21 protein-coding genes and 1 tRNA gene are annotated in these 26,979 nt (G+C 72.5%); 8 read left to right on the top strand and 14 right to left on the bottom strand.

Annotated features, from left to right (window positions below):
- Positions 1 to 91 precede the first annotated feature (91 nt).
- Entirely contained in the window at positions 92 to 1,906 is a 1,815-nt protein-coding gene (locus AB0O09_RS06010) for a 5'-nucleotidase C-terminal domain-containing protein (protein WP_363540403.1), read from the bottom strand.
- A 411-nt stretch (positions 1,907 to 2,317) separates the two neighbouring features.
- Between AB0O09_RS06010 and pyk the strand changes: the two genes are divergently transcribed.
- Together pyk and AB0O09_RS06000 are read left to right on the top strand one after the other, a co-directional pair.
- Positions 2,318 to 3,745 carry a pyruvate kinase gene (gene pyk / locus AB0O09_RS06005; protein WP_363540402.1) on the top strand — a complete coding sequence of 476 codons (1,428 nt, stop codon included), beginning with the start codon at positions 2,318 to 2,320 and terminating at the stop codon, positions 3,743 to 3,745.
- A gap of 185 nt (positions 3,746 to 3,930) precedes the next feature.
- A complete protein-coding gene (locus AB0O09_RS06000) occupies positions 3,931 to 4,932 on the top strand; it encodes a hypothetical protein (RefSeq protein ID WP_363540401.1) in 1,002 nt (333 codons plus the stop codon).
- An 18-nt stretch (positions 4,933 to 4,950) separates the two neighbouring features.
- On the opposite strand, the gene AB0O09_RS05995 is transcribed toward AB0O09_RS06000, so the two are convergent.
- Positions 4,951 to 5,736, bottom strand: coding sequence for a helix-turn-helix domain-containing protein (locus AB0O09_RS05995; RefSeq protein ID WP_363540400.1), 786 nt, complete (start codon positions 5,734 to 5,736; stop codon positions 4,951 to 4,953).
- 114 nt (positions 5,737 to 5,850) lie between these two features.
- Positions 5,851 to 5,933: transfer RNA gene (locus AB0O09_RS05990), tRNA-Leu, on the bottom strand.
- A 92-nt stretch (positions 5,934 to 6,025) separates the two neighbouring features.
- Between AB0O09_RS05990 and AB0O09_RS05985 the strand changes: the two genes are divergently transcribed.
- Positions 6,026 to 6,673: a response regulator gene (locus AB0O09_RS05985; protein WP_363540399.1), complete on the top strand. Its 648-nt coding sequence runs from the start codon at positions 6,026 to 6,028 to the stop codon at positions 6,671 to 6,673.
- A gap of 90 nt (positions 6,674 to 6,763) precedes the next feature.
- Here the strand turns inward: AB0O09_RS05985 and AB0O09_RS05980 are convergent, their stop codons facing one another.
- From AB0O09_RS05980 to AB0O09_RS05950, 7 genes are all read right to left on the bottom strand, one after another.
- Complete coding sequence (locus tag AB0O09_RS05980; protein WP_363540398.1) at positions 6,764 to 7,480, bottom strand: ABC transporter ATP-binding protein; 717 nt, start codon at positions 7,478 to 7,480, stop codon at positions 6,764 to 6,766.
- Entirely contained in the window at positions 7,477 to 8,328 is an 852-nt protein-coding gene (locus tag AB0O09_RS05975) for an ABC transporter ATP-binding protein (protein WP_363540397.1), read from the bottom strand. Before AB0O09_RS05975 ends, AB0O09_RS05980 begins: the two co-directional genes overlap by 4 nt.
- 8 nt (positions 8,329 to 8,336) lie before the next feature.
- Positions 8,337 to 10,163, bottom strand: a complete 1,827-nt coding sequence (locus AB0O09_RS05970) for a branched-chain amino acid ABC transporter permease (protein WP_363540396.1) — start codon at positions 10,161 to 10,163, stop codon at positions 8,337 to 8,339.
- A gap of 17 nt (positions 10,164 to 10,180) precedes the next feature.
- Complete coding sequence (locus AB0O09_RS05965; protein ID WP_030262518.1) at positions 10,181 to 11,110, bottom strand: branched-chain amino acid ABC transporter permease; 930 nt, start codon at positions 11,108 to 11,110, stop codon at positions 10,181 to 10,183.
- A 167-nt stretch (positions 11,111 to 11,277) separates the two neighbouring features.
- Positions 11,278 to 12,504, bottom strand: a complete 1,227-nt coding sequence (locus AB0O09_RS05960) for a branched-chain amino acid ABC transporter substrate-binding protein (RefSeq protein ID WP_363540395.1) — start codon at positions 12,502 to 12,504, stop codon at positions 11,278 to 11,280.
- 286 nt (positions 12,505 to 12,790) lie between these two features.
- On the bottom strand, positions 12,791 to 13,453 hold the full coding sequence (locus tag AB0O09_RS05955; protein ID WP_363540394.1) for a Tat pathway signal sequence domain protein: 663 nt from the start codon (positions 13,451 to 13,453) through the stop codon (positions 12,791 to 12,793).
- A 130-nt stretch (positions 13,454 to 13,583) separates the two neighbouring features.
- Entirely contained in the window at positions 13,584 to 14,039 is a 456-nt protein-coding gene (locus AB0O09_RS05950; RefSeq protein WP_344624025.1) for a hotdog fold thioesterase, read from the bottom strand.
- A 251-nt stretch (positions 14,040 to 14,290) separates the two neighbouring features.
- Between AB0O09_RS05950 and polA the strand changes: the two genes are divergently transcribed.
- From polA to AB0O09_RS05935, 3 genes are all read left to right on the top strand, one after another.
- Positions 14,291 to 16,969, top strand: a complete 2,679-nt coding sequence (polA, locus tag AB0O09_RS05945; protein ID WP_363540421.1) for a DNA polymerase I — start codon at positions 14,291 to 14,293, stop codon at positions 16,967 to 16,969.
- 233 nt (positions 16,970 to 17,202) lie between these two features.
- Entirely contained in the window at positions 17,203 to 17,796 is a 594-nt protein-coding gene (locus AB0O09_RS05940; protein WP_363540393.1) for a DinB family protein, read from the top strand.
- Positions 17,797 to 17,896: 100 nt separating this feature from the next.
- Positions 17,897 to 18,355, top strand: a complete 459-nt coding sequence (locus AB0O09_RS05935) for a hypothetical protein (RefSeq protein WP_363540392.1) — start codon at positions 17,897 to 17,899, stop codon at positions 18,353 to 18,355.
- A 4-nt stretch (positions 18,356 to 18,359) separates the two neighbouring features.
- Here AB0O09_RS05935 and hrpB read toward each other — a convergent pair whose 3' ends face one another.
- Positions 18,360 to 20,864, bottom strand: coding sequence for an ATP-dependent helicase HrpB (hrpB, locus tag AB0O09_RS05930; protein WP_363540391.1), 2,505 nt, complete (start codon positions 20,862 to 20,864; stop codon positions 18,360 to 18,362).
- 6 nt (positions 20,865 to 20,870) lie between these two features.
- A complete protein-coding gene (locus AB0O09_RS05925) occupies positions 20,871 to 21,743 on the bottom strand; it encodes a class I SAM-dependent methyltransferase (RefSeq protein WP_363540390.1) in 873 nt (290 codons plus the stop codon).
- 432 nt (positions 21,744 to 22,175) lie between these two features.
- Between AB0O09_RS05925 and rpsA the strand changes: the two genes are divergently transcribed.
- Complete coding sequence (gene rpsA / locus AB0O09_RS05920) at positions 22,176 to 23,666, top strand: 30S ribosomal protein S1 (protein WP_095876832.1); 1,491 nt, start codon at positions 22,176 to 22,178, stop codon at positions 23,664 to 23,666.
- 205 nt (positions 23,667 to 23,871) lie between these two features.
- Complete coding sequence (locus tag AB0O09_RS05915; RefSeq protein WP_363540389.1) at positions 23,872 to 26,112, top strand: MMPL family transporter; 2,241 nt, start codon at positions 23,872 to 23,874, stop codon at positions 26,110 to 26,112.
- Positions 26,113 to 26,137: 25 nt separating this feature from the next.
- On the opposite strand, the gene AB0O09_RS05910 is transcribed toward AB0O09_RS05915, so the two are convergent.
- Positions 26,138 to 26,284, bottom strand: a complete 147-nt coding sequence (locus tag AB0O09_RS05910; protein WP_159400795.1) for a hypothetical protein — start codon at positions 26,282 to 26,284, stop codon at positions 26,138 to 26,140.
- Between the two features lie 220 nt (positions 26,285 to 26,504).
- Positions 26,505 to 26,921, bottom strand: coding sequence for a MarR family transcriptional regulator (locus tag AB0O09_RS05905; RefSeq protein ID WP_363540388.1), 417 nt, complete (start codon positions 26,919 to 26,921; stop codon positions 26,505 to 26,507).
- Positions 26,922 to 26,979: the final 58 nt, after the last annotated feature.

The raw sequence follows: 26,979 nt of genomic DNA, 5'->3' as shown, positions 1-26,979 counted from the left end.
AGCTACCTCGCCGGCCTCCATCTTCGCGCCTCGATGATCTGGATAGACGACCTCGTACGACCGCCCAACTGATCACAACATCACACAAGCCCTAGAACAGCGGCACGCCCGCGCGGACCAGACGCCAGGACACCGCGCCGAAGTCCGCCGGGTCGATGACGCCCTTGGCCTTCACCCAGGCGATCATGGTGTTGCGGATCTCGTCCGAGTTCGACCAGACCTGCTTCGCCGCCGCCACGTGCGGGAAGTTGCCGCCGCCGCCCGCACGGTAGTTGTTCACCGCCAGCACGAACTGCGCGGCCGGGTCGATCGGCGCACCGTTGAACGACAGGCCGACGATCCGCGAACCCACCGGCTGCGCCACGTCGATGTCGTACGAGACGCCGTACACCGAGTCGTAGTTGTAGTCCGGGGTGGAACCGGCGTTGGTCAGCGTGCCCAGGTCCACCGGCGCCCCGGGCGCCAGCTGCGCGAAGTACCGCGCCGAGAACTCCAGGTAGTCCTTGATCTGCGCACCGGTCAGGATGCGCGCCTCCAGGGTGTTCTCGTAGATGTACAGCCCCGCCGCGTCGCGCAGCCGCACGTCGCCCGCCGGGATGACCGCGGTGCGGTTGAACGGCGCCGCCTGCGCCAGCACCGGCAGGTTCGCGTACTCGGTCGACGCCAGCGCCGCCTTCACCGTGTCGGCCTGCACCCGGCCGATCAGGTCGATGATCGGCACGTCCTTGAACGGCGCCTCGGCGATGGACAGTTCGGTCTTGCAGGTGCCGATGACCTGGTTGACGTACGCCACCACCTTCTTGTGCTGGCCCGCGATCAGCTTCACGATCGCCGGGTCCTCCGGCACGGTGTTGGAGTTCAGCACCCGCGAGCTGACCGAGGTGACCTGCCAGGAGCCGTGCGAGAACTCCACCTCGAAGTCGAAGCAGGTCAGCCGCTGGCCCCAGCACAGCGGCTCGGACAGCACCACGTTCCTGCCGGTCTGCTTGTTCACCACCAGCCGCTGCGGGATCTCCTTGTGCGCGTGGCCGACCAGCACCGCGTCGACGCCCGGCACCTCCTCGGCGAGCTGCGCCGACACGTTCTCGCCCCAGGGCAGTTGGTCGCCGTACGAGGTGGCGCCGTCCGCACCCGAGTGCGAGGAGACCACCACGACGTCCGCGCCGGCCGCGCGCATCCGCGGCACGTACTTCTTCGCCGCCTCGACGATCCCCGGGAAGACCATCTTGCCGGAGACGTTGGCCTTGTCCCAGATCGCGATGCCCGGGTTGGTCAGGCCGAGGATGCCGACCCGCAGCGGACGGCCGTGCCCGAGGTGCATCTCCTTGATGACGTACGGCTCGAAGGCGGGCCGCTCGTTCTTGGCGTACAGCGCGTTGGCGCCGAGCAGCGGGAAGTCCAGCTGCTCCTCGTAGGCGCGCAGCAGCGGGATGCCGTAGTTGAACTCGTGGTTGCCGAGGGCGGCGGCGTCGTAGCCGATGGCGTTCATCGCGGCGGCCATCGGGTGGCGCGGCGGGCGCTTGGCGGTGATCGGCTCGATGCGGGCGTAGTAGTAGGCGAGCTGGGTGCCCTGGATGGTGTCGCCGGAGTCGATCAGCAGGGTGCGGTGGCAGCCCTTCTCCTCGCGGACCTGCTTCACCAGGGTGGAGATCTTGGCGAGGCCGACGTCGTTGTGCGCCTTGTCGTCGTACTCGGCGTCGGTGAAGTAGTCCCAGTTGAGCACCCGGCCGTGCAGGTCGGTGGTGCCCATCACGGTGAAGCTCTGCTTCTGCGGGGCCTTGCGGGCGTCCGCGCCCTGGGCCGCGGCGGCCGGGGCGGCCGCGACGACCGGCAGGCCGCCGGCCAGGGCGGCACCGGCCGCGGTGGCGGCCGAGCGCGAGACGAACTCACGGCGGTTCAGGGGCATGGAGGACTCCAGCGTGGGGCGGTGACGGACGGTCGGCCGCGGTGCTGCCGACCGGTGATGACGCGCGTAGAGAAACGCGCGTAGAAGTCTGCCGCCAAAACGCCCGCCGCGACAGCCCCCCGACGTTGCGGACAGGTGAGATGTCGGTGACCTCGACATGGCCGCGACCGGTCCGCCACCGGACCGACACACCGTCAACCCGCCGCCGCCCGGCTCACCCTCCGGGCCGCCGGCCCCCGCCGCCCGCCGCGTTCCCGCAGGTCGGCGACGACCGCTTCGGACGTCAATTCGATCTCACAGCGCCAAAGCTCACGTTGTGTCAGTTTGTTAATCAAAACTTTCTGCAACAGCCGCAAGGCAGCCCGCCGGAACACCGTTGTTACGCCCCGGTAATCCCTACGCTCTACAGGCATGCGCCGAGCAAAAATCGTCTGCACACTCGGGCCCGCCGCCGACTCGTACGACCAGATCAAGGCCCTGGTCGAGGCCGGCATGGACATCGCCCGGTTCAACCTCAGCCACGGCTCCCGGCTCGAACACGAGGAGCGCTACCACCGGGTCCGCAAGGCCGCCGACGAGAGCGGCCGCAGCGTCGGCATCCTCGTCGATCTCCAAGGCCCGAAGATCCGGCTCGGCACCTTCGCCGAAGGTCCCGTACTTCTTGAACGCGGCGACGAGTTCACCATCACCGTCGAGGACGTCCCCGGCACCCGCGACCTCTGCAGCACCACCTACGCCGGCCTCGCCGAGGACGTCCTCCCCGGCGAGCACGTCCTCGTCGACGACGGCCGGGTCTGCCTCCAGGTCACCGCCGTGGACGGCCCCCGCATCCGCACCACCGTGCTGGAGGGCGGCCTCGTCTCCGACCACAAGGGCCTCAACCTCCCCGGCATCTCCGTCTCCGTGCCCGCGCTGAGCGACAAGGACGTCGACGACCTGCGCTGGGCACTCCGCCTCGGGGCCGACGTCGTCGCCCTCTCCTTCGTCCGCAGCGGCCGCGACGTCGAGGACGTCCACCGCGTCATGGACGAGGAGGGCCGCCGGCTCCCCGTCATCGCCAAGATCGAGAAGCCGCAGGCCGTCGCCGCCCTGGACGCCATCGTCGACGCCTTCGACGGCATCATGGTCGCCCGCGGCGACCTCGGCGTCGAAATGCCCCTGGAGCAGGTGCCCGTCGTCCAGAAGCGTGCCATCAAGCTCGCCAAGCGGAACGCCAAGCCGGTCATCGTCGCCACCCAGATGCTCGACTCGATGATCCACGCCTCCCGGCCCACCCGCGCCGAGGCCTCCGACGTCGCCAACGCCGTCCTCGACGGCACCGACGCCGTCATGCTCTCCGGCGAGACCTCCGTCGGGAAGTACCCCGTCGAGACCGTCCGCACCATGGGCCGCATCATCGAGGCCGCCGAGGAGGACGTCCTCGCCGCAGGCCTCCCCCCGCTCACCGACCGCAACAAGCCCCGCACCCAGGGCGGCGCCGTCGCCCGCGCCGCCGCCGAGATCGGCGACTTCCTGCACGCCAAGTACCTCATCGCCTTCACCCAGAGCGGCGACACCGCCCGCCGCCTCACCCGCTACCGCTCGCCCATCCCCGTCCTCGCCTTCACCTACGAACCCGCCGTCCGCAGCCAACTCGCCCTCACCTGGGGCGTGGAGACCTTCCTCGGCCCGTTCGTCCCCACCACCGACGAGATGGTCGCCCAGGTCGACGCCCAACTCATCGGCCTCGGCCGCTGCAAGAAGGGCGACATCGTCGTCATCACCGCCGGCTCGCCCCCCGGCCTCGCCGGATCCACCAACCTCGTCCGCGTCCACCACGTCGGCGAACTCGACAACTGAGGCGGCCCGTTCACCCGCGGCCCCCGCCCCGGCGGGGGCCGCACCGTCACACCGGCGCTGCGAACACCCCGACGGCGCACCGGAACCGTCCCCATCCGGTGACAGCCCGCCTCCCGCCCGCCCGCCGCGGGTACGTTCCCCCCGACCGGCCCGGCAGCAGGGCCGCCCGAAGGGGAGCACCGACCATGAGCAGCAGCGCCAGACCCCGCACCGCGAGAACCCGCACGGCAAGAGCCAACGCCCTCGCCACCGCCACCGTCCTCCTCGCCGTCGGCCTCGCCACCGCGTGCACGCCCGACGGCACCGACAGCCCCGCTGCACCACCCGCCAAGGCCACCGCCACCGTGACCGGCACGACCGGTGCGACCGCCGCCGGTCACACCGCGGCCGGCGCCGCCGGCACCACCACCGTCGGCCGCACCCTCTACTCGGGCGGCCTGCGCTTCGACGTCAAGACCGCCGCCACCACGCCCGCCACCGACACCACCGGCGGCAAGCTCGTCCTCACCACCACCGTCACCAACACCTTCCGCACCACCCCCGTCAACGACTGGCCCACCATCTCCGTCGACGTCAACGGCACCCCCCTCGCCGGTGACCACGGCACCGCCGTGCCGCCCACCCCCGGCGCGAGCAACACCCTCCCGATCACCTTCACCACCCCCGCCGGCTTCACCCTCGACGGAGCCTCCCTCGTGCTCGGCGACCCCGGCCAGAACCAGGCGGTCCTCCCGCTCGGCAACGGCGGCCGACCCGCCGCCGACCTCAAGCCCGTCGACCTCGCCCTCCCCGCCGCCCACACCGTCACCGGCGGCCGCCTCGCCCTCACCCTCAAGAGCGCCCAACTGCGCGCCGACACCGCCAACGCCCCGCTCAAGCTCGGTGAGCGCGCCCTCTACCTCACCTTCGACATGACCGGCACCGTCGGCCCCGCCGGCATGGCCGTCAGCGGCGACAGCCTGCGCCTGCGCCTGCCCGGCGGCCAGGAGGTCGGCCCCAGCAGCGCCCCCATCGAGGCCATCTACCCGGACCGGCCCACCCGTCAGAACCAGGCCGCCTGGTTCGTCTTCAGCGGCGCCGCCGACGGCGACTACACCCTCACCGTCACCGACCCCGACCGCAACGGCACCCCCGCCACCGCGGTCTTCCACGTCACCGGAGTCACGGCCGCCGGCCCCGTCGGCTGACCCGCCCGCATCCGGGGGTCACCACTTCGGGCCGACGTGCGCGTCCACCAGCGCCACCGAGGCACGCCGCGCCACCGAGACGTTCACCTGGCCCCGGGGGCGCGGCACCGAGGCCCGCCACTCGACGCCGACGGCGTCGAGGGTGTCGGTGAAGATGCGCCGGATGTCGGCGGAGGTGTTGGTGAAGAACCACCGCGGGTACTCGTGGCGGCGGACGGTGCCGCCCACCGTGCGGGTGGCCCAGTTGGTGATCCGGCAGCCGTCGGAGTGCAGCAACCCGCGCAGCAGCTCCCACGGGTGGGCGTCCACCGCCGCCTGCTGCCAGGGCTCCAGGACGATCCGGCGCTCGTGCTTGCGGCCCGGGCCGTGCTGGGGGAAGTGGCAGACCAGGTGGGTGGAGTACACCTTGACGTCGTGGCAGCCCTCGCGTCGCACCCGGCACGGGGAGTTGTTGGGCAGCACCCGCCGCATCGCCCGCTCCACGGAGTCCATGACGCCAGGCCACCGGTCGTCGCAGGTGATGGTGAGGTGTGGTGCCCGCTGCCGCGGAGGGTGGAGGATGTGGCCGTCGCCGAGGTAGAGCCCGAGCAGGTGGCAGTAGGCGGCGGTGTCCAGCGGGTCGCCGTGGCAGTGCGGGCAGGTCGACCGCTTGCGGCCGGGCAGTTCGCCGCGGCGGGCGTTCTCCCGGTGCTTCCACCAGGCGACGGTGCCGGGCGGCACCCCGAGCCGGCGGGCCACCTCCGCGTTGGGCACGCCCGCGCGCAGCAGCCCGAGGGCCTGTTCCCTCACCGTGGGTTCGCTCATGCATCCACGATGCGGCCGCGAGGTCCGGGTGCGGAGCGGACGGGGACGAACTCACCCGTGATGGTGAAAATGCCGTATCGGCGGTAACGCCTGTGAATCGCAAGCGAACGAAGGTGCCGGGTGCGGGATTCGAACCCGCAAGCCCTCTCGGGCAGATGTGTTTGAGACATCCGTGTATGCCGTTCCACCAACCCGGCTCGGCTGGGCGTGAGCAGGATACCCTGTGCGCGTCTGATGCCGCAGCTAGGTAGGCTCGTGCATGCAGCACCCCGCCGGAACAAGGAGCCCCGTGAGCACCGCCGACGAGCAGCCCCAGCCGCTTGAGATCGAGTCGCCCCAGATCACCCGCATCGTCATCGCCGAGGACGAGGCGCTGATCCGCCTGGACCTCAAGGAGATGCTGGAGGAGGAGGGATACACCGTCGTCGGTGAGGCCGGGGACGGCGAGACGGCGGTGAAGCTGGTCGAGGAGCTGAAGCCGGACCTGGTGATCCTGGACGTGAAGATGCCCGTCCTGGACGGTCTGTCGGCGGCCGAGCGGATCCACGAGCAGCACCTCGCCCCGGTGCTGATGCTGACGGCGTTCTCGCAGCGCGAGCTCGTCGACCGCGCCCGGGACGCCGGTGCGATGGCGTACATCGTGAAGCCGTTCAGCAAGAGCGACCTGGTGCCGGCGATCGAGATGGCGGTCTCGCGCTACACCGAGATGCGCACGCTGGAGGAGGAGATCGCCGACCTCTCGCAGCGGCTGGAGACCCGCAAGCTGGTGGACCGGGCGAAGAGCGTGCTGCAGACGAAGTTCGGGCTGACCGAGCCGGCCGCGTTCCGCTGGATCCAGAAGACCTCGATGGACCGCCGGATGACCATGGCCGCCGTGGCGCAGGCCGTGATCGAGGAGGGCGAGGCGCAGGACCGCAAGAAGGCCGACGAGGGCTGACGGGGCTGACGCGGCCCCGCCCGGGACGCACCGGGAACGCCAGGAGGCCCGGCCGCCGATGCGGCCGGGCCTCCTGCTGCGTGTGCCGGGTCAGTCCTCGCCGAGGTAGGCCTTGCGGACGGACTCGTCGTGGAGCAGGTCCGCGCCGGTGCCGGTGAGCACGATGCGGCCGGTCTCCATCACGTAGCCCCGGTCGGAGAGCGAGAGCGCGGCCTGCGCGTTCTGCTCGACGAGCAGGATGGTGGTGCCGGAGGCCTTGAGCTCGACGATGGTCGCCATGATCTTCTGCATCATCAGCGGGGACAGGCCCATGGAGGGCTCGTCCAGCATGAGCAGCTTGGGACGGGACATCAGGGCGCGGCCCATGGCGAGCATCTGCTGCTCGCCGCCGGACAGGGTGCCCGCGGCCTGCTTGCGGCGCTCGCCGAGGATCGGGAAGAGCGCGTAGGCGCGCTCGACGTCCTCGGTGATGCCGCCGGAGTCCTTGCGCAGGAAGGCGCCGAGGAGGAGGTTCTCCTCGATGCTCATGCGCGGGAAGATGTGCCGCCCCTCGGGGGAGTGGGCCAGGCCCAGCGACACGATCTTGTGGGCGGGGACGGTGGAGAGCGCCTGCCCGTCGAAGGTGATCTTCCCCTGGGTGGGCTTGAGCAGCCCGGACAGGGTGCGCAGGGTGGTGGTCTTGCCGGCGCCGTTGGTGCCGATGAGCGTGGTGACCTCGCCCTGCTTGACGGAGAAGCTGATCCCCTTGACGGCTTCGATCTTGCCGTAGGAGACGCGGAGGTCCTCGACCTCGAGAAGAGCTGTCACTGGTCTGCCTCCGTGCTTGCTGCCGTGTCGGTGGCGCCCTCGAGGGGCGCACCGAGGTAGGCGGTGATGACGCGCTCGTCGTTCTGGACGGTCTCCTTGTCGCCCTCGACGATCTTCTGGCCCTGGACGAGCACGGCGGTGCGGTCGCACAGGTTGAAGATGAACCGCATGTCGTGCTCGATGACGAGGATGGAGATGCCCTTGTCGCGGATCGCGAAGACGAGCTCCTCGGCGGCGCGGGTCTCCTGCGGGTTCATGCCGGCGGTGGGCTCGTCGAGCAGCAGCAGGCCGGGCTCGCTGGCCATGGCGCGGGCGATCTCGAGCTTGCGCTGCTCGCCGTAGGGGAGGTTGCGCGAGAGGTGGTCGGCCTTGTGGTCGAGGCCGATGAACTCCAGGAGTTCCATGGCCTTCTCGCGGCCCTCCGCCTCGGCCTTCTTGTAGCCGGGGCCGCGCAGCAGGGCGGAGAGCAGGCCCTCCTTGGTGCGGGTGTGCCGGCCGACGAGGACGTTCTCCAGGACGGTCATGTTGGCGAAGAGCCGGATGTTCTGGAAGGTCCGGGCGATGCCGGCGGAGGTGACGAGGTGGGGCTTGGGCGGCAGGACGGTGCCCTGGTACCGGACGGTGCCCTCGGTCGGGACGTACAGGCCGGTGAGGCAGTTGAAGAAGGTGGTCTTGCCGGCGCCGTTGGGGCCGATCAGGCCGACGATCTCGCCCTTGTTGACGGTGAGGTCGACGTTGTTGACGGCGGTGAGGCCGCCGAAGCGCATGACGACGCCGCTGGCTTCGAGCAGGGGGGTGGTGGCCGCGGTGCCCTCGGGGCGGGGGGCCGGGACGGTCTGGGTGGTCATGGTGTGTCTCACGCCCCTGCGGTGGTGAGGCCGGCGGTGCTGCCGGGGTCGGTGCTGGCGGGTGCGTCGTCGGTCTCCGCCGGGGCCGCGTCGTCGGTGTCCTTGTCGTGGAACTCGAGCTGGGCGCGGCGGTTGGCGATGAGGCCCTCGGGCCGCAGGCGCATCAGGAGGACGAGCGCGATGCCGAAGACGAGGAGCTGGTACTCCTTCAGGAAGACGAGCTTCTCCGGGATCAGGTAGAGCAGGGTGGCGCCGAGCAGCGGGCCGGCGATGGTGCCCATGCCGCCGAGGACGACGGCCGCGACCAGGAAGGCGCTGTTGGGCGGGACGGCGCCGGCGAACTGGTAGGGGTCGGGGACGACGCTGTAGCTGACGTGGGCCATGACGGTGCCGGCGAGGCCGGCGAGCGCGGCGCCGAGGGCGAAGGCGAGCAGCTTGAGCTTGAAGCCGTTGATGCCCATGGCCTGCGCGGCGGTCTCGTCCTCGCGGATGGCGACCCAGGCGCGGCCGATGCGGGAGTCGTTGGCCCGGCTGAAGACCGTCACGACGAACGCGGTGACGAGCAGCATCAGCAGGAAGTAGTTGGCGAAGCGTCCGAGGGTGAAGGCACCGAAGGTGTGCGCCTGGCCGAAGTCGAACCCGAGGATGTCGAGGTCGGGGATGTTGCGGATGCCGTTCGGGCCGTTGGTGACCTTGGGGCCGGAGACGCCGTCGAGGCTGTTGACCGCGATGCGGAAGATCTCTCCGAAGCCGAGGGTCACGATGGCGAGGTAGTCGCCGCGCAGCCGCAGGGTCGGGGCGCCGATGACGACGCCGAAGACCAGGGCCGCGGCCATGCCGACCAGGGCGGCGCCCCAGAAGGGCAGGTGCAGGCCGACGGGGGAGCTGGTGGAGCCGGAGACCAGGGCGGCGGCGTAGGCGCCGACGCCGAGGAAGGCGACGTAGCCGAGGTCGAGGAGGCCGGCGAGGCCGACGACGACGTTCAGGCCGAGGGCGACGGTGGCGAAGACCAGGATGTTGACGCCGACCGAGGCGAAGTGGTCGTCGCTCTGGGTGAAGGGGAACGCGGCGGCCGCGGCGAAGGCGGCGGCGGTGGTGGTGCCGCGGTGGCGGGCGGTGAGCGCGGTCAGCCGGGAGACGAGGCCGGCGCGCATCAGGGCCCAGGTGCCGAGGGCGGTGAGGATCAGGAAGCCGATGAACAGCTCGCCGTACTCGGTGACGATGCCGTAGGTGAAGACGGTCAGGCCGAGGCCGGCGACCGCGATGATGATCAGCGTCTCGACCCAGCGGTTGAGCGGCTTCGCGGGGGCCAGGTCGGGGTTCGGGCCGACGAGGCGGGTGAAGGCGCCCAGGTAGTGCCGGGTGATGGCGAGCACGCCGCCGGAGGAGGGGAGTCCGACGGTGGTGCGGGTCTGCGGCAGGCCGAGGGCGCCGATCAGGGGGAGCAGGGAGGCCACGCCGGCGATCCAGCCGCCGGGCTCCAGGTTCGCGAGGCCGCCGAGCTCGGTGGCGATCGCGATCAGGGTGAACCAGGTGGTGGCCGCGGCGGCCGCGCCGAGGACGAGGACCGGTGCCTCGGGGCCGGCGGGGGTGAGCCAGCGGGTGCCCTTCACGCCGTACAGCGGCAGCGAGAAGAGGGCGATCAGCAGGCCGGCCGCGAGGGTGAGGATCTGCAGGCCGCCGGGGTAGCCGTCGACGGTGAGGTCGCCGGGGAACTCCGAGGTCCAGGTCCAGTGGATGAACGTGGAGGCGGCGGTGGCGAGGCCGCCGGCGAGGACGAGCGCCTTGGCGGCCGGGAGCGGCAGCGGGAGGGCGGGGCTCTTGGTGGTGGTCATGGTGGCTGCTCCGTTCCTCAGGCTCGGTCCGCGACGCGCTCACCGAGTAGGCCTTGTGGCCGCACGAGGAGGACGACGATCAGGAGGACGAAGGCCCAGACGTTGGCCCAGGAGCCGCCGCCGAGCTGGTGCATGCCGGGGATCTCCTGGATGTACGCGGTGGCGAGGGCCTCCGCGACACCGAGGACGAGGCCGCCGAGCATGGCGCCGTAGATGTTGCCGATGCCGCCGAGAACGGCCGCGGTGAAGGCCTTGAGGCCGGCGAGGAAGCCCATGGTGGGGGAGACCTGGCCGTAGCGCAGGCCCCAGCCGACGGCGGCGACCGCGGCGAAGGCGGCACCGAGCGCGAACGCGATCACGATGATGCGGTCGGTGTTGATGCCCATCAGCTTCGCGGTGTCGGGGTCCTGCGCGGTGGCCTGCATGCCGCGGCCGGTGCGGGTCTTGCCGACGAAGGCGGCGAGCGCGCCCATGCAGAGCGGGGCGGCGACGAACAGGAAGATGTCGGCGGGCTGCAGGGTGACGCTGCCGATGTGGTACGGGCCGCCGGGCAGCTGCGGGAAGCTGCGGCCGGACTTGGCGCCGGGGTAGAACTGCTCGACGACCTGCTGGAGCGCGAGGGAGAGGCCGATCGCGGTGATCAGCGGGGCGAGCTTCGGGGCGCCGCGCAGCGGGCGGTAGGCGAAGCGCTCGGCGGCCACGGCGACGATCACGGAGATCAGCACGCCGCCCAGGAGCATCAGGGGCAGGGCGAGCCAGAGGCTGGTGCCGGGGGGAAGGACCAAGTATGTGGTGAGGGCTCCGAACCCACCGGTCATGAAGATCTCGCCGTGGGCGAAGTTGATGAGCTGGACGATGCCGTAGACCATTGTGTAGCCGATCGCGATCAGCCCGTAGAGGGAGCCGAGGATCAGGCCGTTGGCCAGCTGCTGCGGCAGTTCGTGCACCGCTGGGCCTCCGAGTGGATTCGGGGTGGGGTTCGCTTGCGGGGTGGGACGAACCGTTGTGGGACGGCGGGGACGCTGGTTCTCAGCGCCCCCGCCGGTGGTTCGTTCTGTTGCGTGCTGCTCCGGGTGCGGCCGTGTGGGTCGGCCGTGGGTCAACCGGGGGTGGGTCAGCCGGCGTAGGTGCCGGACTTGGCGACCGTCCAGGCGCCGTCCTTGACGGTGTAGACGGTGAGCTGCTTGTTGACGGCGTCGCCGTACTCGTCGAAGCCGACCTTGCCGGTGACACCGTCGAAGCCGACCTTGCTCATCGCGGTGACGACCTTGGCGCGGGCGTCGGACGGCACCTTGCCGCCGTTGTCGGCGACGACGGCCTTGACGGCCTGGACGATCGACCAGGCGGCATCGTAGGAGTAGCCGCCGTAGGCCGCGTACGGGTCGGAGTAGCCGGCCGCCTTGTAGTCGGCGACGAACTTCTTGGCGGAGTCGAGGGACTCGACCGGGGCGCCGACGGAGGTTGCGAAGTCGCCGTTGGCGTTCTTGTTGGCCTTGTTGATGTACTCGGGGTCGTACATGCCGTCGCCGCCGAAGACGGGGGCGGTGACGCCGGCCTTCTTGAGCTGGTCGGACAGCGGGCCGGACTGCGGGTACTCGCCGCCGTAGTAGATGACGTCGGCGCCGGCGGCCTTGGCCTTGGTGACCACGGCCGAGAAGTCGAGGTTGTTCTCGTCGATGTGGTCCTGGCCCTTGATGGTGCCGCCGAGCTTGGTGAACTCCTTCTGGAAGGCGCCGACCAGACCCACGCCGTAGGTCTTCTTGTCGTCGATCAGGTAGGCGGTCTTCTTGCCGAGGTCGGTGTAGGCGTACTGGGCGGCGAACGGGCCCTGGATGGCGTCCGTGGTCGCGGTGCGGAAGTACGTCTTGAAGGTGCGCTTCTTCTCGGTCTCGAACTTCTCGCCCTGGGTCAGGGCGGGGTTGGTGTTGGCCGGGGAGACCTCGACCAGGCTCGCCGACTCGAAGACCTGCTGCATCGACTGGGCGACACCGGAGTTCAGCGGGCCGACGACGCCGAGGACGCTCTTGTCGGCGACCAGGGCGGTGGCGTTCTGCTGGCCTTCCTGGGGCGACTTCTTGTCGTCCAGGGCCTTCACCTTGAAGGTGACGCCGGGAACTTCCTTGTTGTCGTTGGCGATCTTGGCGGCCAGCTCGACGGAGTGCTGGATGCCGAGGCCGAGGGCGGACAGCGGACCGGTCAGCGGGGCGTCGACGCCGATGGTGACGGTGGTGCCGCCGGCGTCGCCGCTGGCGCCCGACTTCTCACCGCGGGAACCGCAGGCCGACACGGTGAGAGCTCCGACGACTGCGATGCTCACGACAAGCAGAGAACGGTTACGCACGAAGTTCCCCTTCTGGATCAGGTAGGCAGTGCGCCGGAGTGGCGGTGCCGGGTCGCGCGCTGGGGCCTGGCCCGATCGGTTGGCGCGGTGACTGGCCGTGACTCTAGAACGGCTTCGGCAGGCTCCGGCAGACCTGCGGACATGCTGTGATTCTCTTGTTATGCGGACCTCTTCGAAAATCTCGAATATTGGTCATCCGCGCCCCGTTCTGCGCGGGCTGCTAAGTGTCGTCTCGCCCACCGAAACGGTGTCGTACAGGAAAACGCCTGCTACCGGCGGTGTTCGACTATCGGACATGAGTGTTCGTCACTGCGTGTGCGGACACCTGCGTCCGGTAACCGGAAATCGGGCACGCCGAATGCAGCCTTTGGGACAGGTCGCGGGCGTACTGAGTGCCGAGGATCTGGCTCACGGTCTCGATTGCGCGCGTGTTACGCAGCGTTACATCGAGGAAAGGCATGCCGGCGTCCGGCGGTGCCCCCGCGCAGTCCGTGACCCGGTACTCCACGGTCAGCAGCACCGGCCGCTCCGGCGTGACGGTCACAGGGAGTCCGCCCGTCACCGTGACGGACAAACCGGGATAGCTCTGGCGAACCGCCACCACCTCGTACGGCCGGTCCGCCTCCGCCGACACCCGCAGGGCGAAGACCTGCCCCGGCCCGGCCGGCGGCGACACCGGCCCGGCGTAGTGCAGGTGGGAGACGACCGAGGGCACCGGCGGCGCCTCGGCCGCCGGCGCGGGCGTCGGGTCGCGCCCGGGGTGGCGCAGCGTCAGCACCACGGCCACGGCGGCGAACACCGCGGCCAGCACGATCTTCTGACGTCCGCTCAGCAGGTGGTGCAAGGGCAGCGGCGGGGGCGGCGGTGCCTCCGTCCCCTCGGCCGGCTCGATCGGGCCGAGGTGTCCGTGACCGCCGGGTGCGGCTCCGCCGTGCCGTGCGCCGGACATGCTGGTGCCCCCTCGTCCGGGAGGGTCTGCCCCCGACCGGCCGTGCCCAAACGGAGCTGGAACACAACCGCCGCGCACCCGCCGGGGAACGGCGGGTGCGCGGCGGGACGGCGCGCGGCGGGGGCCGGTGCTACAGGTCGCGCAGCATGCAGGTCAGCCGGCAGCTGGTGATCCGCTTGCCGGTGTCGTCGGTGACCGCGATCTCGTACGTCGCGGCGGTGCGGCCCTTGAAGACGGCCGTCGCCACGCCCGTCACCAGGCCGGAGGTCGCCGACCGGTGGTGGGTGGCGTTGAGGTCGACGCCCACCGCGTACCGGCCCGGCCCGGCGTGCAGCATCGCGCCGATCGACCCGATCGTCTCGGCGAGCGCCGCCGAGGCGCCGCCGTGCAGCAGCCCGTACGGCTGCTGGTTGCCCTCGACCGGCATCGTGCCCACCACCCGGTCCGGAGAGGCCTCGGTGATCCGGATGCCGAGCTTCTCGCCCAGGTGCCCGCCGGAGAAGGTCTCCGGGCTGACCCCGAGCTTCGCGAAGTGGTCGAGGACGTCCTGGGGCACGTTCAGTACTACGGGGGCCGCGTCGGTCATGGTGCTCCTGCCGGTGGGGGTCACGTCGTCGTGCTGTCTGTGATCGTACGACCGGCCCTCGGCCCCCGGGGCGGCCAGGGCCGACACCGCCGCGGCCCGGCACGGTGGCGGACCGTGTCGGTGCCGCGCCCTAGGATCGGGGCGTGGCAGAGGAACCGGCAGGAACGGACGTTGACGTGGCTGTGCAGGGTGCTGGCAAGGCTGTGCCGGACGCAGGTGGGGGCGCGGCGGGCGGCGGGCGGCGCCGGCTGATGCTGCTCGACGGGCATTCGATGGCCTACCGGGCCTTCTACGCGCTCCCCGTGGAGAACTTCAACACCACCACCGGGCAGCCGACCAACGCCGTGTACGGCTTCGCCTCGATGCTGGCCAACACGGTGCGCGACGAGCGGCCCACCCACCTCGCGGTCGCCTTCGACCTCTCCCGGCAGACCTTCCGCTCCGTCGAGTTCCCCGACTACAAGGCCAACCGCTCGGCCACCCCGGACGAGTTCCGCAGCCAGGTCGGCCTGATCGGCGAGCTGCTCGACGCCATGCACGTCCCGCGGATCACCGCCGAGGGCTTCGAGGCCGACGACATCATCGCCACCCTGGCCACGGCCGCCGCCGCCGACGGCTTCGAGGTCCAGATCGTCACCGGCGACCGGGACTCCCTGCAGCTCGTCGGCGAGCACGTCACCGTGCTCTACCCGACCAAGGGCGTCTCCGAGCTCACCCGCTACACCCCCGAGAAGGTCGCCGAGAAGTACGGCGTCACCCCCGCCCAGTACCCCGACCTCGCGGCGCTGCGCGGCGACCCGTCCGACAACCTGCCCGGCATCCCCGGCGTCGGCGAGAAGACCGCGGCGAAGTGGGTCAACCAGTTCGGCTCCTTCGACGAGCTGGTCGCCCGTGCCGACGAGGTCAAGGGCAAGATCGGCGAGAAGCTCCGCGAGCACCTCGACTCGGTCAAGCGCAACCGCATCCTCACCGAGCTGGTGCGCGACGTCCACCTGCCGCTCGGCGTCGCCGACCTCGCCCGCCGGCCCTTCGACAAGCCGGCCGTCGGCCAGATCATGGAGTCGCTGGAGTTCCGCAACCCGAACTTCCGCGAGCGGGTCTACGCCATGGACCCGGCCGGCGCCGCCGAGACGGAGACCCCCGAGACCGTCGCCGGCCCCGAGGTCGACGGCGACGTGCTGACCGGGCCGGGCGCCCTCACCGCCTGGCTCGCCGAGCACGGCAAGGGCCGCACCGCGATCGCCGCCGTCTACACCTGGGCGCTCGGCACCGGCCGCGTCCAGGAGGTCGCCCTCGCCGCCGGCGACGCCGCCGCCTGGTTCGACCCGGCCGCCCTCGACCAGGCCGACGACCAGGCCTTCACCGCCTGGCTCGCCGACCCGGACCACCCCAAGGCCCTGCACATCGCCAAGCACGTCATGCGGGCCTTCGCCGAGCAGGGCTGGCGGATCGGCGGCGTCACCGCCGACACCGCCCTCGCCGCCTACCTGGAGAAGCCCGGCCGGCGCACCTTCACCCTCGACGTCCTCGCCGAGGAGTACCTCGCCCGCTCGCTCGCCCCGGCCGCCGCGGCCGAGACCGGCCAGCTCTCCTTCGACGCCCCGGAGGAGGACTCCGGCGCCGCCGCCCGCGTCCTCATGGTCCAGGCCCGCGCGATCCTCGACCTCGCCGAGCTGTTCGACGGCCGGCTCGCCGAGGTCGGCGCCGCCGGGCTGTTCCACGACATGGAGCTGCCGATCGCCGAGCTGCTCGCCCGGATGGAGCGCTACGGCATCGCCGCCGACCGGGACTGGCTCACCGGCCTGGAGTCCCAGTTCGCCGCCGAGATCCAGCGCTGCGTCGACGAGGCGCACGCCGCCGCCGGGCACCCCTTCAACCTGGGCTCGCCCAAGCAGCTCCAGGAGATCCTCTTCGGCGAGCTCGGCCTGCCCAAGACCAAGAAGATCAAGACCGGTTACACCACCGACGCCGACGCGCTCACCTGGCTGGCCACCCAGACCACCAACGAGCTCCCGGTGATCCTGCTGCGCCACCGCGACCAGGCCAAGCTGCGCACCACCGTCGAGGGCCTGCTCAAGACGGTCTCCCCGCAGGGCCGCATCCACACCACCTTCAACCAGATGGTCGCCGCCACCGGCCGGCTCTCCTCGCAGGACCCGAACCTGCAGAACATCCCCGTCCGCACCGAGGAGGGCCGCGCGATCCGCCGGGCCTTCGTCGTCGGCGAGGGCTACGAGTCGCTGCTCACCGCCGACTACTCGCAGATCGAGCTGCGCATCATGGCCCACCTCTCCGAGGACGAGGCCCTGGTCGAGGCCTTCCTCAGCGGCGAGGACCTGCACACCACCGTCGCCTCCCAGGTGTTCGAGGTCGCCCGGGACGCCGTCGACGCCGAGATGCGCCGCAAGATCAAGGCGATGTCCTACGGCCTCGCGTACGGCCTCTCCGCGTACGGCCTCTCCCAGCAGCTCGGCATCAAGCCCGCCGAGGCCCAGGGCCTGATGGACACCTACTTCCAGCGGTTCGGCGGCGTCCGCGACTACCTGTACAACGTCGTCGAGCAGGCCCGCGCGGTCGGCTACACCGAGACCCTGCTCGGCCGCCGCCGCTACCTGCCCGACCTCACCAGCGACAACCGGCAGCGCCGCGAGATGGCCGAGCGGATGGCCCTCAACGCGCCGATCCAGGGATCCGCCGCCGACATCGTCAAGATCGCCATGCTGAACGTCGACCGGGCCCTCACCGAGGCCGGCCTCGGCTCCCGGATGCTCCTCCAGGTGCACGACGAAATCGTGCTGGAGGTCGCCCCGGGCGAGCGCGAGCAGGTCGAGGCGCTCGTCCGTGAGCAGATGGCCGGCGCCTACCCGCTGCGCGCCCCGCTCGACGTCTCGGTCGGCTCCGGTGCGAACTGGGAGGCCGCCGCGCACTGAGCCGGTGCCCGTGCCGCGGTCCTGCCGTCACCGGCGGGGCCGCGGCACCGTGCTGTCCGAGGCCGGGTCCGGGGCCGATCGCGGGTCGGACAGGGCTGCAATTTCTTGCTGCAAGTTTCCGAAATTCTTTGCGAACCGCCTTGACCTGCTCCGCCCCGGAGCGGGAGGGTCGTCCCAGCGGGCGAGCGCGCCGCTCCGCGGCCGATCCGACCCACCCGAGAGGCACCCCTCGCATGCCCGGACACGTCCCGCCCGTCACCGACGAGCGCCACGCGCTGCTCGCCTACCTCGACCAGCAGCGCCAGTGCCTGCGCGTCACCGCGCACGGCCTCACCGACGAGCAGGCCACGTCGGCACCGTCCGCCAGCGAACTCAGCATCGCCGGACTGATCAAGCACGCCGCCCGCTGCGAGCGCGGCTGGATGGACCTCGTGCTGCAGCGCCGCCGCGGCCCCGAGCGGGCGGCCGACGAGGACGACTCCTCCGACTTCGTCCTCGGGCCCGGCGAGACGCTCGCGGGCGTGCTCGCCGACTACGCGCAGGCCGCCGCCGAGACGGACGCGACCGTCGCCGGCCTCCCCGACCTCGGCCGCCCGGTGCCCGTCCCCAAGGGCCTGCCGTGGTTCCCCGCCGACGTCGACGCCTGGTCGGTGCGGTGGGTCCTGCTGCACCTCATCGAGGAGACCGCCCGGCACGGCGGGCACGCCGACATCATCCGCGAGACCCTCGACGGGGCCACCCTCTTCCCGCTGCTGGCGGCGGCCGAGCAGTGGCCCGACCCGTGGTTCCGCCCGTGGGAGCCCGCCCCGGCCGCGGGCACCGCCTGACGGCGCCCGGTCGGTCTAGTGCCGCGTCAGGCGACCTGCGCCCCGTCGCGACGCCCGGCGCGCACTCTCGCCGCACCGGACGGACGAGGACGGGAGAGCCGTGCGGAGCGGCCGGCGCCGGGCATTGATCGGCGCCGGCGCGGGCGTGGCGCTGCTGGCGGTCGGTGGCAGCGCCTGGGCGCTGTCCGGCGGGTCGGAGCACCCGCCGGCGGCCCGGCCGGTGCCGACCGTCACCGCCCCGCCGACCCCGTCGCCGGGCACGGCCGTTCCGTTGCCGGGCGCGGCCGTCCCGGCGCCGCCGACTCCGACGGCGTCCCCGTCCGCGGACCCCGCCCGCGCCGCATCGCCGGAGGCGACCCGGGCCCGGGCGACCGAGGCGGTCCCGCCCACCCGCCGGGCGACCGCGACGCCCCGGTGGCGGACCGGCCCCCGCACCGACGACCCGCAGAACGACGGCGGCAGCACCACCCGCAACGGCGCCTGCGCCACCGACCCCGCCGGCGAGATCATGACCTGTGACCCGGTGAAGACCGGCACCCCGCTGCCCCGCACCCCGTGAGGGGTCACTTGCGCGGGTTGGCCCGCCGGGTGGGCTCGGCGGTGGTGGGGTCCTCCGGCCAGGGGTGGCGGGGGTAGCGGCCGCGGAGGTCGGCGCGGACGGCCCGGTAGCCGTCCCGCCAGAAGGAGGCGAGGTCGCCGGTGACCGCGGCCGGGCGGCCGGCGGGGGAGAGCAGGTGAACGGTGAGCGGGACGCGCCCGCCGGCCAGCGCCGGCGCCGCCTGCCAGCCGAACAGCTCCTGGAGCTTCACGGCGAGGACGGGCCGTTCCCCGGAGTAGTCCACCCGGATCCTCGACCCGCTCGGGACGGCGATCCGCTCGGGCGCCAGCTCGTCCAGCCGCCCGGCCTCGCCGCCCGCCCAGGGGAGCAGCCGCTGCAGGGCGGCGGCGGTGTCGATCCGGCCGAGGTCGGCCCGCCGCCGGGCCCGGGAGAGCTCCGGCTCCAGCCAGTCGGCGGCCCGTTCCAGCAGGGCCTGCTCGGAGACGTCCGGCCACGGGTCGCCGAGCACGCGGTGCAGGAAGGCCAGCCGCTCCCGCAGTCCGTCCGCGGCCGGCGGCCAGGACAGCAGGGCGAGGACGCCCTCCCGGGCGAGCCCGTCCAGCAGGGCGGCCCGCACCGGCACCGGGTCCGGGTCGGTGAGCGGTGCCGCGGTGAGCTCCACCGCGCCGAGCCGGGCGACCCGCCGGGCGGTGACGTCGCCCTCGCGGGCGGACCAGTGCACCTCCTCGCGTTCGGTGACCAGGGCGGCGCCGGCCCGCCGGGCGGTGGCCTCGTCGAGCGCGACGGCCCGCCGCACCCGGGCCGAGGGAGAGCCGGCCGGCCGGTCGGCCACCGCGACCGCGAGCCAGCCGGCGCCGGAGAGCAGGGAGCCGGGGCCGAGCTCGGCGGCGGTGCCGGAGGCCATCAGGTAGCCGCGGTCGCCGCCGCGGGCACGGGCGATCCGCTCCGGGTGGGCGAGCGCGACGACCAGTCCGGCCGCGACCTCGTCGGACACGGCACCCTCCCCGCCGGGCCCGGAGCCGTCCTGCCGCAGCCGCCGGGTCTCGTCCCGCCAGCGGCGCGCGTACGGGTCGTCGGCGCCGCGGACGCTCCGCCAGACGGCGAGCAGGTCGTCTCCGAGGGCGCGCGGCGGCTCCTCGGAGAGCAGGGCGACGAGCTCCGCGGCGCGGCGGGCGCCCACCAGGCCGGTGCCGTCCAGGAGGGCCCGGGCGAGCCGGGGGTGCAGGCCGGTGCGGGCGATCCGGCGGCCGCGGTCGGTGGCCCGCCCGTCGGCGTCCACGGCGCCGAGCGCCCGCAGGGTGTCCCGGGCGGCGGCCATGGCGCCGGCCGGCGGCGGGTCGGGCAGGGCGAGGCCGCGGGCGTCCGGGTCGCCCCAGCAGGAGGCCTGCAGGGCGAACCCGGTCAGGTCGGCGAGGGCGATCTCCGGGGTCGGGAAGGGCTGCGCGCGGGCGTCCTCGACCTCGGCCCAGCAGCGGTAGACGGTGCCGGGGGCCTCGCGGCCGGCCCGGCCGGCGCGCTGCCTGGCGGCGGCCAGCGAGACCCGGACGGTGACCAGCCCGCCGAGACCGCGGGCGTGGTCGGTGCGAGGCTCCCGGGCGAGCCCCGAGTCGACGACGGTGCGCACGCCGGGCACCGTCAGCGAGGACTCGGCCACGGAGGTGGCGAGCACCACGCGCCGCCGGGCGCCCGGGGCGAGCGCCGCGTCCTGGACGGCCTGGGGCGCCTGCCCGTGCAGCTGCAGCACCTCGACGCCGGTGCCGAGCAGCCCGGCGACCCGGGCGATCTCGCCGACGCCGGGCAGGAAGCAGAGCACGTCGCCCTCGCGTTCGGCGAGCGCCCGGCGGACGGTGGCCGCGACGTGGTCGAGCAGCAGCGGATCCGTCCGGGTGCCGTGCGGCGGCCGGACGGCGCGCGGCGGGGGAGCCCACGCCACCTCGACGGGGTGGGACAGCCCGTGCGCCTCGACCACCGGCGCGCCGCCGAGCAGCTCCGCCCAGGCCGCGGTGTCGGAGGTCGCGGAGGCGCAGACCAGCTGCAGCTCCGGCCGCAGCGCCGCCCGGACGTCGAGCAGGAAGGCGAGCGCGGTGTCGGCGTCCAGGTGCCGTTCGTGGCACTCGTCGAGGACGACCGCGTCGACGCCCGGCAGCTCCGGGTCGCGCTGCAGCCGCTGCAGCAGGACGCCGGTGGTGACCACCTCGACCACCGTCCGCGGCCCGACCCGCCGCTCGCCGCGGACGGTGAGGCCGACCTGCTCTCCGACGGCGCCGCCGAGCAGCCAGGCCATCCGGCGGGCCGCGGCGCGCACGGCGAGCCGGCGGGGTTCGGCGACCAGGACGCGGCGGGCGGGCCCGGGCAGGCCGTCGGCGAGTCCGGCGAGGGCCAGCGGGACGAGGGTGGTCTTGCCGGAGCCGGGCGGTGCGGCGAGCACCGCGGCGCCGTGCTCGGCGAGGGCGCGCTGCAGCGGGGGAACGGCGGTGCGGACGGGCAGTTCGAGGCCTGCGGGGCGCACCGGCGGTCAGCCCCGCTGCGCGACGAAGATCGCGGTGCCGGGGATCAGCCGGCCGCGCAGCGGCGACCAGCCGCCCCACTCCTGGTCGTGGCCCTCGGGCCACTCCGGCTCGACGAGGTCGAGCAGCCGGAAGCCGGCGGCGGTGAGCTCGCGGACCCGGTCGCCGAGGGTGCGGTGGTGCTCGACGTAGGTGGCGCGGCCCTGCTCGTCCTGCTCGACGTAGGGGGTGCGGTCGAAGTAGGAGGCGGTGGCGGTGAGGCCCTCGACGCCGGGCTCGTCGGGGAAGGCCCAGCGGATCGGGTGGGTCACCGAGAAGACCCAGCGGGCGCCGGGCCGCAGCACCCGGTGGACCTCGCGCATCAGTGCGGCGGTGTCGGCGGAGAAGGGCACCGCCCCGTAGGCGGAGCAGGCGAGGTCGAAGGAGCCGTCGGCGAACGGCAGCACCGCGGCGTCGGCCTGGACGACGGCGACCGGGTCGCCGCCGCGGACGAGGTCGATCCGCCGGGAGTGCTGCAGCTGGCGGAAGGAGATGTCGAGGGCGACCGGGCGGGCGCCGCGGGCGGCGAGCCAGCGGGAGCACTGGGCGGCGCCGGCGCCGATCTCCAGCACGTCGAGGCCCTTCAGCGCGGCCGGGTCGCCGAGCAGCCGGGCGTCGGACTCGTCGAGGCCCTCGGGGCACCAGGTGAAGCGGTCGTCGCCGAGGAAGGCGCCGTGCTCGTCCTGGTACTCGTCGGCGTTGCGGTCCCACCAGTGGCGGCTGGCCCGGCTGGACTCGCCGGGGTCGGCCGTGCGCCGGACGGCGTCGTCCTCCTCGCCGTGGCCGCCGTGCTCGCGGTGGCCGCGGTCGTCGTCGGCGGGGTGGTCGGGGGTGCTGGTCACGATGCTGGGCCCGTCGCGTAGGGTGTCGGTTGCGGAAGCGCCGCTGCCGTGAACCGGCTCCGTACGGGACCGGGTCGGGGTGGTGGCATCCGGGGACGTCCCCCTGCGACAGCCGCCGTTCTGGCGCGCTGTTGGAGGATATGGCCTGATCCATCCCGGCCTCCACCGGTCTCGACGCCCTTCGCGTTGACCGTGCCAGGCTGTCCCCGTATGCTACAAGTTGCGCTGCGGGCCTGCGCGCCTCGGACGGAGCAGGTCGCGCTCGCATCTGTCGAAGACCCCACGGTCTGCAAGACGGACACCTGTCCTTCAGGATTTCTCATGGGGGTCGGTGCGCCGTGTTCTTGGCTGTCCGGCTTTCGGTGGGAGCGATACGGGCCCTCCGCGTGGCATTACCTACGACTTCATGTCCGTACCGGAGCCCTTTTCCTAATGACGAGCCCCACCGACACCTCTGTCAGCACCACCCCGCAGGTTGCGGTCAACGACATCGGCGACGCGGACGCGTTCCTCGCGGCGATCGACGAGACCATCAAGTACTTCAACGACGGCGACATCGTTGAGGGCGTCATCGTGAAGGTCGACCGTGACGAGGTGCTCCTCGACATCGGTTACAAGACCGAGGGTGTCATCCCGTCCCGCGAGCTCTCGATCAAGCACGACGTCGACCCCCACGAGGTTGTCTCCGTGGGCGACAACATCGAGGCCCTGGTCCTCCAGAAGGAGGACAAGGAGGGTCGTCTCATCCTGTCCAAGAAGCGCGCCCAGTACGAGCGCGCCTGGGGCACGATCGAGAAGATCAAGGAAGAGGACGGCATCGTCACCGGTACCGTCATCGAGGTCGTCAAGGGTGGTCTCATCCTCGACATCGGCCTCCGCGGCTTCCTCCCGGCCTCGCTGGTCGAGATGCGCCGTGTCCGCGACCTCCAGCCGTACGTCGGCAAGGAGCTCGAGGCCAAGATCATCGAGCTGGACAAGAACCGCAACAACGTGGTCCTGTCCCGCCGTGCCTGGCTGGAGCAGACCCAGAGCGAGGTCCGCCAGACCTTCCTCACCACCCTCCAGAAGGGCCAGGTGCGCTCCGGCGTCGTCTCCTCGATCGTCAACTTCGGTGCCTTCGTGGACCTGGGTGGCGTCGACGGCCTGGTGCACGTCTCCGAGCTGTCCTGGAAGCACATCGACCACCCGTCCGAGGTCGTCGAGGTCGGCCAGGAGGTCACCGTCGAGGTCCTCGACGTGGACATGGACCGCGAGCGTGTCTCCCTGTCGCTGAAGGCGACCCAGGAGGACCCGTGGCAGCAGTTCGCCCGGACCCACCAGATCGGCCAGGTCGTCCCCGGCAAGGTCACCAAGCTGGTTCCGTTCGGTGCGTTCGTCCGCGTGGACGAGGGCATCGAGGGCCTGGTCCACATCTCCGAGCTGGCCGAGCGCCACGTCGAGATCCCGGAGCAGGTCGTCCAGGTCGGCGACGAGATCTTCGTCAAGGTCATCGACATCGACCTCGAGCGTCGTCGCATCAGCCTCTCGCTGAAGCAGGCCAACGAGTCCCTCGGTGCCGACCCGGCGTCGGTCGAGTTCGACCCGACCCTGTACGGCATGGCCGCGTCCTACGACGACCAGGGCAACTACATCTACCCGGAGGGCTTCGACCCCGAGGCGAACGACTGGCTGCCCGGCTTCGAGAAGCAGCGCGAGGAGTGGGAGCGGCAGTACGCCGAGGCCCAGGCCCGCTTCGAGCAGCACCAGGCCCAGGTCATCAAGAGCCGTGAGGCCGACGCCGCCGCTGCCGCCGAGGCCGGCGAGGAGGCCCCGGTCTCCGGTGGCGGCTCGTACTCCTCCAGCAGCGACGAGGGCTCCGGCGCTCTCGCTTCGGACGAGGCGCTCGCCGCGCTCCGCGAGAAGCTGGCCGGCGGCCAGAGCTGATCGCAGTGCGCGCAGCCTGAGGGCTGAGCAGTAGTAGGCGGAACCCCCGCCCGGTGTCGACCGGGCGGGGGTTCCGTCTTTGTTGTCCGGTATTTCTTATGTGTCGTTTACGTCACGGGAATTGTGAGATGAGGCTCATCGTCCGTCTATAGGACGAATCGGACTTTGCGCCTACATTGAGGGGAACTGCCCGAAAGGCTCCTTCATGCGCAATCCCCTCGCTGCCGCATCGCCTTCACCCGCCGTCCTGCCCGCGCCCGCCGACCACCGGGTCGGCGGGCGACTCGCAGCCCTCGGCCGGGCGTGCTTCCGCCACCGCCGCTGGGTGCTCGCCTTCTGGGCGTTCGTCCTCGCGGCCGGTGTGCTGATCGGCGGGCGGGTCTTCGAGGGGACGGTCGCCGGCGGCGGCTCCGGCGGCTCCGAGGCCGCCCGCGGCACCGCCGCCGTCCAGGCCGCCGACCCGGTCAAGGGCACCGTCACCGCCGTGGTGGACGGCGCACCGGTCGCCGACGAGAAGGTACGGGCCGCGGTCACCGCCGCCACCGCCGAGATCTCCCGCCTGCCCGGTGTGGTCTCGGTGGCCGACGCGTACTCCGGCGCCCCCGGCATGGCCGCCGCGGACGGCCGGGCGAGCCTGGTCGCCGTACGGATGGCCGACGCCTCGACCCCCGCGCAGCTGGACGCCGTGACCGAGCGCCTCGACGCCGTCGACGCGGCCGGCACCCACGTGACCGTCGGCGGGGACCTCGTGCTGGAGCAGGAGGTCAAGTCGCAGACCGAGAAGGACACCCGCTTCGGCGAGATCGTCACCCTGCCGCTCACCCTGATCGTCATGGTGCTGGTCTTCGGCGGTCTCGCCGCGGCCGGCCTGCCGGGCATCGGCGCGATCGCCTCGGTCGGCGGCGCGCTGCTCGCCATGTTCGGTTTCAGCCGGATCATGGACATCGACACCAGCGTCCTGCCGATCGCCACCGTGCTCGGCCTCGGACTGTCCATCGACTACGCGCTGCTGATGGTGAACCGCTTCCGGGAGGAGCGCGGCCACGGCGCCACCGTCGCGCAGGCCGTGGAGCGCACCGCGGCCACCGCCGGGCGCACCGTCGCCTTTTCCGGCCTGACCGTCGCGGTCGCCCTGTCCGGCCTGTTCGTCTTCACCAGCCCGGTGTTCCGTGCGGTCGGCGTGGCCGGCGTGAGCGTCGTGGTGATCGCGGCCGCGGCCGCCCTCACCCTCGTCCCGGCACTGCTGGGCTTCGTCGGCCGGAGGATCAAGGCGCCGACCGAGCCCGTGCCCGACGAGGGCTTCTTCTCGCGGACGGTGCGGCGCGTCCAGAGGCGCGCGCTGCCGGTGATGCTGATCTGCGTGGCCCTGCTGACCGCCGCCGGCGCACCCTTCCTGGGTGCCCACCCGCGCAGCTCCGGCGCCGACGTGCTGCCCAAGTCCTTCGCCTCCCGGCAGGTCGCCGACACCGTCGCGCAGCGCTTCCCCGACCAGGCCGCCGCCCCGATCACCGTGGTCGTGAAGAGCGACCGGAAGACCGCCCAGGCGTACGCCGACGACGTGGTCGCCGGGCTGCCGGGCGTCGCCGGCGTCCGCGCGGTCACCCCGGTCGGTGACGGCCTCACCACCGTCGACGTGCTGGTGAAGGGCGACCCGCAGGGCGCCCAGGCCAAGAAGGTCGTCGGCGAGCTGCGGGACCACCGCGGCGGGCTCACCACCTACGTCACCGGCGACGCCGCCTCGGTCGCCGACTTCCAGCACGAGGTCGCCACCCGCGGGCCCTGGGCGCTCGGCCTGGTCGCCTTCGGCACCCTGGTGCTGCTGTTCCTGATGACCGGTTCGGTGGTGATGCCGGTCAAGGCGCTGCTGATGAACCTGCTGTCGCTGGGCGCCTCGCTCGGCGCGCTGACCATGGTCTTCCAGCACGGCTGGTTCAGCGGCCTGCTCGGCTTCACCCCCTCGGGCGGGCTGGAGACCTTCGTCCCGGTGCTGGTCTTCGCCTTCGCCTTCGGCCTCTCGATGGACTACGAGGTCTTCCTGCTCTCCCGGATCAAGGAGCTGTACGACCAGGGGCACGGCTGCACCCGGTCCGTCCAGCTCGGACTGCAGCGCAGCGGCAAGATCATCACCTCGGCGGCGCTGCTGATGGTGATCGTCTTCGCCGGGTTCGCCGCCGGGCAGATGCTCATGGTCAAGCAGATGGGCATCGCCCTGGCGGTGGCCGTCGCGGTGGACGCCACCCTGGTGCGGTGCCTGCTGGTACCGGCCGCGATGAGCCTGGCCGGCGAGTTCAACTGGTGGGCGCCCGCGCCGCTGCGCAGGCTGCACCGCAAGATCGGCCTCAGCGAGCACGTGGAGCTGCCGCCGCTCGGCGCACGGGCGGTGCTGCCCGGACAGCGCGCCGAGGCGGAGCAGGTCGAGGCCGAGCAGGTCGCGCTGGCCCGCTGAGCGCGGCCCCGGCGGGGCCGTCCGGTCAGCGGTTGACGCAGGCGTTGCCGAAGCCCGGGGCCAGCCCGGCGGCGACGTCCAGCGGACCGCACGCGGAGGCGGCCCCCGCGGTGCCCAGCAGCAGGCCGCAGACGGCGGCGGCGAGGACCAGGGCGGTGCGGACGGGGGTCATGGGGGCGTCCCTTCAAAGCGCGGATGCGGGCGGTCTGCCCAACGCGAAGGCGGGCCCTGCGGCATGCGCCCGTCCGGGTGAGGGGGTGCGAACCGGGGGTCGGCCCTATTGGTCCGTGCCGCCGCCCTCGGACTGCGCAGTTCTCCCCCGGCCTTCGGCCGGGAGGTGCCCCCACGCGCCCCCGGGGTGAGCCCTCCCTGCGCCCCTGGGTGGTCGCCCTTCACGCCAGGCGGCGCAGGAGGGGGACGGCTTGACGGAGGAGTCGGCGTTCCTCGGGGGTGAGGCGTTCGGTGAGGGCGGTCGCGATGGTGCCCTCGCGGCGGGCGCGCTGGGCGTGCAGCGCGGCGGTGCCGGCCTCGGTGGCGGTGATCATCAGTTTCCGGCCGTCGGTCTCGTGCGGGCGCTGCTCGACCAGGCCGGCCTCGCCGAGCAGGGCGACCGTGCGGGCCATCGACTGGTGCCGCACCCGCTGCAGGGCGGCCAGTTCGCTGGTGGTGCGCGGGCCCTCGCGGACCAGCCAGCCGAGGACGGCGGCCTGGTTCTGCGGCAGTTCGTCGCCGGGGCGGAGGGTACGCACCAGGGTGCCGATGGCGGTGCGCAGCTCGGCGGCCAGCTCCAGGGGGTCGACCTCGTCCATGGGGATCATGCTACCGAGAACTTCCTGCAGCCAAACTGTGCAGCATTGCTGTAATGTT

The organism is Kitasatospora sp. NPDC093679 (genome assembly GCF_040683455.1).
Lineage (GTDB): Bacteria > Actinomycetota > Actinomycetes > Streptomycetales > Streptomycetaceae > Kitasatospora > Kitasatospora arboriphila.
The sequence above is the reverse complement of the archived record's forward strand: the minus strand, read 5'-3'. Positions and strand labels throughout refer to the sequence as shown.